Source organism: Pseudomonas citronellolis (genome assembly GCF_029335315.1).
Lineage (GTDB): Bacteria > Pseudomonadota > Gammaproteobacteria > Pseudomonadales > Pseudomonadaceae > Pseudomonas > Pseudomonas citronellolis_A.
This window is the reverse complement of the sequence record NZ_JARJLT010000233.1, coordinates 1-6,860: the sequence shown is the minus strand read 5'-3', so window position 1 is coordinate 6,860 and position 6,860 is coordinate 1. Positions and strand designations below refer to the sequence as shown.

Below are 6,860 nucleotides of genomic sequence, written 5' to 3'. Positions count from 1 at the left end.
ACCCCGCCCTTGCCCGCCGCGTCGCGGCCTTCGAAGAGAATGACCACCTTGTGCCCGGTCTTCACCACCCAGCTCTGCAGCTTCACCAACTCGCCCTGCAGGCGGAACAACTCGCTGAAGTAGCGGCGCCGGGCGATCTTCTCCTCGTCGCCGTCGGGGATGTGCGCGTCGAACAGTTCGTCGATGTTGCGCACGTCCTCCAGCAGTTCCAGCTCCAGTTCCTCGTCGCTGTGGTCGAGGAGTTCGCGGTGAATGCGGCGGATCAGGTTGTCATTGCTCAGGGACATGGCCGGGGCCTCGCTGGCGGAATGCGTGTGCCGCCAGCCTAGGCCGCGTCGGTGTCAGACCGGTGACAGCGGCTCAGCCATCGTTGCGCTTGCGGAACGCCCAGCGCCAGGCCAGCAGGGTGAAGCTGGCCACCAGCATCACCAGCAACCAGAAGCCGTGCGGGTTCTCCGCCAGCGGAATGCCGCCGACGTTCATGCCGAAGAAGCCGGCGACTATGTTGATCGGCAGCGCCAGCACCGTGACCACGGTCAGGGTGAACAGGGTACGGTTGCTCTGCTCGTTGAGCTGCGCGGCGATCTCTTCCTGCAGCAACTTGATGCGTTCGCCCAGCGAGGTGAGGTCGCTGATCACCACGGAGAACTCCTCGGTGGCCTCGCGCAGGTCGCGCACGTCGGCCTCCTGCAGCCACTCCGGCGGCCGGTTCAGCAGGCGCAGCAGCGAGCCCGGCTCCAGCGCCAGCAGGCGCTGCAGGCGCACCAGCACGCGGCGCATGGCGCCGAGGTCGGCGCGGTTGTCGGAGAGGTTCTGCGACAGCAGGCGGTCCTCGATGCGGTCGACGCCCACGGTGGTCTCGCGGACGATCTGGGTGAGGATGTCGCCCTGGTCGCGCAGCAGGTGCCCGAGCAGTTCGACCGGCGAGCGGAAGCACTCGCCATGCTTGACCGAGGAACGCAGGCGATCCACCGAGCGCAGCGGCTGCATGCGCGCGGTCACCAGCAGGCGCTGGCGCGCGCAGACCCACAGGGTGGCGACGTCGGAGGAAACGCTGCCGAAGTTGAACACCACGTCGTTGACCACCGCCAGCAAGGCCCCCTCGACGTGCTCGATGCGCGTCGAGCGCGAGCCTTCGCGCAGGGTTTCGAAGAAGCTCTCGGGCAACCCGAGGTGGCTCTTCATCCAGCGCTCGCAGGCGGCGTGGGCCAGGTTCAGGTGCAGCCAGACGAAGTCCTCGCCCTCCCCCGGCGCCTCCAGCCAGCGCAACGCGGCGCTGGAGTCCAGTTCCTGGCCGCGTTCGCCGCAGCGAAAGCGGAAGCCGTAGAGCAGCCCGAACAGGTCGGAATCCCAGGGGTCCTGGGTAAAGCGTTGGTTCATGCGCGCTCGCTGAAATGTGGCATCGCCCTGGGCCGGGCCGGCGACCTTCCTGCTTAGCAGGCCGGCATGACGTTCCGGTGCCATAACGATGACAGTGCGATGACAGGCGCCTCAGCCGAACAGCGCGGCGATGCTCCGCTCGCCCAGCGCCGGGCCCACGCTCATGCCCACGCCGGTATGCATCAGCACAGCGCTGACGCCCTCCTCCACCCGCAGCACGGAGAACGGCGCCGGGCCGCGCGCGCCGTACACGCCCTGCCAGCGCTCGATGACCTCGACGCGCATGCCCAGGGTGTCCTCGGCCAGGTCGAGCATCAGCCGATCCACCGCCTCGGCATTGAACGGCGAGGCGTCGCTGCCGTAGTCGTGGGAGTCGCCGATGATCAGCTCGCCATGGGGCGTCGGGCTGATCAGCAGGTGGATGCCGTGGGTCTCCAGCGCCGGTGTCTCGCGGCGGATCTGCGCGTGGATGGCCTGGGCCTCCGGCAGGTCGGCGAAGGCGCCGTAGTGTACGCAGCTCAACCCGGTGAGCAGCGCGTGGCCCAGGCCGAGGTCGCGCTCGGGGCGCGCGCGCAGCATCTGCAGGCGGCACACCTGCGGTTTCAGCGCGGCCAGCTGCTCGGCGAACAGGGTCTGGTAGTCGTGGCCGGAACAGACGACGATCTGCCCGGCGCGGAATTCGCCGGCGGTGGTACGCAGCCGGCCCGGCTCGATGTCGCGGACCAGGGTGGAGAAATGGAACTCCACGTTCAGTTCGCGGCGCAGCCAGTCGATCAGCGTCGGCAGCGCCTCGCGGGAATACAGCTGCTGGTCGTCGAGGCTGTGCAGCGCCGCGCGGTGCCGGCTGAAGGCGCCGCCGTAGAGCGCATCCAGCGCCTTGCCGCGAAGCAGTTCGGCGCGGTAGCCGTGCTCCTTCGCGCGGCCGGCGCAGAAGGCTTCCAGCAGGTTTTCCTCGGCCTCGCTGCGGGCGAACAGCAGCGAGCCGTTGCGGCGGATGGAAAAGCCGGCGCGCTCGGCCCACTCGGCCCACAGCGGGCGGCTGGCGCGGGCCAGGTCGAGCATGACGCCCGGCGGCTGGCCGCCGACCAGGGCCTGGCCGAAGTTGCGGATGGAGGCGCCGAGCGGCGTGGCGGTCCGTTCGAAGACCCGCACGCGCAGGCCGCGTCGGGCGGCGGCGTAGGCGTGGGACAGGCCGAGGATGCCGGCGCCGATGATAGCGATGTCGGTGTGTTGCTGGGGCATTTCAATGATCCTTCAGGCGCGGAAGAGCCCCTCTCCCCAGCCCTCTCCCTGAAGGGAGAGGGAACCTTCCTCTGCCGTAAGATGCCGTGGAGTTATTCCTGACACATCAGGCGAACACCAGCGTCGATCCAGCGCGCCGAACAGCCCCCTCGCCCTTCAGGGAGAGGGTTGGGGAGAGGGAGCCGCGGCGACAGGGAGTTACTGCTGCGCCACCTTCTCCGACTTGCCGTCGTAGCGCTTGCGCCACTCGCTCAGGATGCTGTCGCGGTTCTTCGAAGCCCAGGCGAAGTCGTTCTTGATCAGGCGCTGCTCGTAGTCCGCCGGCAGTTCGGTCTGCGGCTTGGCGATGCCCGGCTGGGCCAGCACGGCGAAGTTGTCCTTGTACAGCTCCATGGCGGCGGGGCTGGCGGAGAAGTCGGCGAGTTTCTTCGCCGCGTCCAGGTGCTGGGTGCCCTTGACGATGCCGGTGGCTTCGATTTCCCAGCCCAGGCCTTCCTTCGGCAGCACGATGTCCAGCGGCGCGCCCTGGCGCTTGAGCTGCACGGCCGGGTATTCGAAGGAGATGCCGATCGGGAACTCGCCAGCGGCGGCCAGCTTGCACGGCTTGGAACCGGAATGGACGTACTGGCCGATGTTCTCGTGCAGGGCGTCCATGTAGGCCCAGCCCTGTTTCTCGCCGAAGGTCTGCAGCCAGGCGGAGACGTCGAGGAAGCCGGTGCCGGAGGACGCCGGGTTGGGCATGACGATCTTGCCCTTGTACTCGGGCTTGGTCAGGTCCTGCCAGCTGATCGGTTTCTCCAGGCCCTGCTTCTCGGCCTCTACGGTGTTGAAGCAGATGGTCGCGGCCCACACGTCCATGCCCACCCAGGCTGGCGGGTTGGCCGGGTCGCGGTAGTTCTTGCCGATCGCCGCCAGGTCCTTGGGCGCGTAGGTTTCGAGCATGCCCTGCTGGTCGAGGATGGCCAGGCTGGAGGCGGCCAGGCCCCAGACCACGTCGGCCTGCGGGCGGTCCTTCTCGGCCAGCAGCTTGGCGGTGACGATGCCGGTGGAATCGCGCACCCACTTGATCTCGATGTCCGGGTTCTGCTTCTCGAAGGCCTGCTTGTAGGCGTTCAGCTGCTCCGGCTCCAGCGCGGTGTAGACGGTCAGTTCGGTGGCGGCGCTGGCGTGCAGGCTGAAACCGGCGAGCACGGCGGCGGCGAAGGCGAGACGTTTGAACATGGTGCGCTCCTTGGATGAGTGAGTCAGCGGGATGCGAAGTGCAGCAAGCGGTCGGGGGTGTTCAATGCGCGCCCCGGCGCCAGGCTTGGGACCGGCGCAGCAGGCCGCGCGAGGCCAGGGCCAGGACGATCGAGGCGGCGGCGGAGGTGAGCAGGATCAGGGTGGACATGGCGGCGGCGCCGCCGACGTTGCCGGCGTCGTCCATGTTCAGCACGGCGACGGCGGCGAGGATGCTGTCCGGGCTGTAGAGGAAGATCGCCGCCGACACCGTGGTCATCGCCGAGACGAACAGGTAGCGGACGATGTCCAGCAGCGCCGGCAGGCAGATCGGCAGGGTCACCTTCAGGTAGTGGCGCCACAGCGGCATCTTCAGCGACAGCGCGGCGGCCTCGAACTCGCCGTCGAGCTGGCGCAGCGCGGTGGTGGCGGTCATCTGCGCAGTGGTCAGGTAGTGCGCGATGGTGCACACCACCAGCAGGGCCATGCTGCCGTAGAACACGTGCAGCGGGTTGCCCGGCAGGTTGAAGAAGAATACGTAGCCCAGGCCCAGGACCAGGCCGGGCACCGCCATCGGCACGAAGCAGAGCATGCGCAGCAGCTGGTTCAACCAGGCCTGCTCGCGGGTCTTCTCCAGCAGGTAGGCGCCGGTGAAGATCAGCACGCCGCCGAACAGCGCGGTGCAACAGGCCAGGGTCAGGCTGTTGCGGTAGGCCAGCCAGCCACCGCCGGCGGTTTCCTCGAAGGCGTAGTGACGCAGCGACAGCGACAGGTTGTACGGCCAGAACTTCACCAGCGAGGAGTACACGGCCATGCCCAGCACGCCGAGGATCACCACGCTGACCGCCAGCACCAGCGCCAGGTAGGCGACGTCGCGGCGGCGCGAAGGCTTGGGCTGGAACACCTGGGCGCGGCCACTCATGACGTCGCCCTGGCGCCGACGCAACCAGGCATCCACCGCGAAACTCAGCAGCGCCGGCAGCAGCAGGAGCATGCCGATCTGCGCACCACGGCCGAACTGCTGCTGGCCGACCACCGCCTTGTAGGCCTCCAGCGCCAGCACCTGGTAGTCGCCACCGACCACCACGGGCACGCCGAAGTCGGTGATGGTCAGGGTGAACACCAGGCAGAAGGCGGCGAACACGCCCTGCCGCGAAGCCGGCCAGGTGATGCTGCGGAAGGCCTTCCAAGGGCTGGCGCCCATGCTCGAGGCGGCGTCGAACAGCCGCGCGTCGGCCAGCGACAGCGCCGAGAGGAGGATCATCAGCGCATGCGGGAAGGTGTAGATGGCCTCGCCGAGGACGATGCCCCAGAAGCCGTAGATGTTGTCCGGCACCCAACTGCGCAGCAGGCCCTGGTTGCCGAACAGGTAGATCAGCGCGATGCCCGGCAGCATCGACGGCGCCAGCAGCGGCAGCAGCGAGACGCCACGCCACAGGCCCTTGGCCGGGATCAGCGTGCGTTGCAGGGCGTAGGCGAAGCCATAGGCCAGCGGCACGACGAGCGCCGCCACGCTCAGCGAGACCTTCAGGCTGTTGCCCAGCAGCCAGTGGAAGTTGGCGCTGGCCAGCAGCTCGGCCATGGCCGCCAGGCCGCCGCCCTGCCCTTGCGCGCCGCTGAAGCCGCGCCAGAAGATCGCCAGCAGCGGCAGCAGCACCGCGAGGGTCAGCAGGAGCAGCAGCAGGAGCTTGCCGCCGAGGATGAACAGACGGTCGCCCAGGTCGCCGCGCAGCGTGCCGGCGGCCAGGCTCGGCTCGAATTTCACTGCGGCCTCCATCTCAGGCGAACACCTGCAGGCTCTGCGGCGGCAGCGACACCCAGATGTCGGCGCTGCCCAGGCGCGGCATCTGCTCCGGGGCCAACTCGGCGAGCAGCGCGTGGCCGGGCAGCTCGTGCAGCTCGAAGCTCATGCGGCAGCGGTTGCCGAGGAAGGTGATCTCGCGGACCTGGGCGCGAAACAGGTTCTCCTGGTGCACCGCCGGGTTGATGCCGATCGCCTCCGGGCGGCAGAACAGCCGGCCATGGGCGGCGCCGGCGCGCTCGCCGTGCAGGCGCAGGCTGAGGCCGCCGACCCGCGCCAGACCATCGGCGCCGCGCTCGAAGGGCAGCCAGTTGCCCTGGCCGACGAACTCGGCGACGAAGGGCGTGGCCGGGGCGCCGTAGATCTCCTGGGCGCTGCCGTACTGCTCGACCTTGCCGTGGTTCATCACGGCGATGCGGTCGGCCATCAGCATGGCTTCGTCCTGGTTGTGGGTGACCATCAGGGTGGTGATGCCGAGACGCTTCTGCAGTTGGCGCAGCTCGTCGCACAGGTGCTCGCGGACGCGGGCGTCGAGGGCCGACATCGGCTCGTCGAGCAGCAGCAGCGACGGCGCCGGGGCCAGCGCGCGGGCCATGGCCACGCGTTGCTGCTGGCCGCCGGAGAGCTGGCCGGGGTATTTCTTCTCGCTGCCGGTGAGGCCCACCAGTTCGAGCATCTCGCCGACGCGCTGGCGGGCTTCCTCGCGGCTGGCGCCGGTCAGGCCGTAGGCGACGTTCTGCTCGACGCTGAGGTTGGGGAAGAGCGCGTAGGACTGGAACAGGATGCCGTAGTCGCGGGCCTGCGGCGGCAGCCGCGAGACGTCGCGCGCGCCGATGTGGATGACCCCGCCGTCCTGGCGCTCCAGCCCGGCGATGCAGCGCAGCAGGGTGGTCTTGCCACAACCGGAGGGGCCGAGCAGGCAAACCAGTTCGCCGCCCTCGACGTCCAGCGACACGCCGTCGAGGGCGGCGAACTGGCCGAAGCGCTTGTGCATGTCCCGGACCCGCAGCGGGGTGCCGGTGATGGTGGAGTCGTGCATGACGGAACCTCTTGCAGCCTGCCCGCGACGGTGGGCCGCGTGGCTCGATGGAGGGTCATGCTAGGCAGCCAATGCGAAGACTCTGTTGCGACGGACGCAACTGCGCCGATAGAGGTATAGGCAGACTTGCGATGGCGAAAGGCTTTTTGCAGGAGCGGGTGGAGATCCCATGCGCCATGC

Annotated in this window: 5 protein-coding genes and 1 pseudogene; all 6 read right to left on the bottom strand. The window is 68.8% G+C overall.

Going from position 1 to position 6,860, the window contains the following annotated elements; genetic code table 11:
* Window positions 1–287: pseudogene (locus P3W75_RS18175) on the bottom strand (polyphosphate kinase 2); the annotation flags it as partial.
* Between the two features lie 73 nt (window positions 288–360).
* Window positions 361–1,380: a transporter gene (locus P3W75_RS18170; RefSeq protein WP_276228708.1), complete on the bottom strand. Its 1,020-nt coding sequence runs from the start codon at window positions 1,378–1,380 to the stop codon at window positions 361–363.
* Between the two features lie 111 nt (window positions 1,381–1,491).
* Window positions 1,492–2,622 carry a TIGR03364 family FAD-dependent oxidoreductase gene (locus tag P3W75_RS18165; protein WP_276228707.1) on the bottom strand — a complete coding sequence of 377 codons (1,131 nt, stop codon included), beginning with the start codon at window positions 2,620–2,622 and terminating at the stop codon, window positions 1,492–1,494.
* A gap of 198 nt (window positions 2,623–2,820) precedes the next feature.
* Window positions 2,821–3,843: a putative 2-aminoethylphosphonate ABC transporter substrate-binding protein gene (locus tag P3W75_RS18160; protein WP_276228706.1), complete on the bottom strand. Its 1,023-nt coding sequence runs from the start codon at window positions 3,841–3,843 to the stop codon at window positions 2,821–2,823.
* Between the two features lie 61 nt (window positions 3,844–3,904).
* Complete coding sequence (locus P3W75_RS18155) at window positions 3,905–5,617, bottom strand: putative 2-aminoethylphosphonate ABC transporter permease subunit (RefSeq protein ID WP_276228705.1); 1,713 nt, start codon at window positions 5,615–5,617, stop codon at window positions 3,905–3,907.
* 1 nt (window position 5,618) lies between these two features.
* Window positions 5,619–6,680 carry a putative 2-aminoethylphosphonate ABC transporter ATP-binding protein gene (locus P3W75_RS18150; RefSeq protein ID WP_276228704.1) on the bottom strand — a complete coding sequence of 354 codons (1,062 nt, stop codon included), beginning with the start codon at window positions 6,678–6,680 and terminating at the stop codon, window positions 5,619–5,621.
* Between the last annotated feature and the right edge of the window lie 180 nt (window positions 6,681–6,860).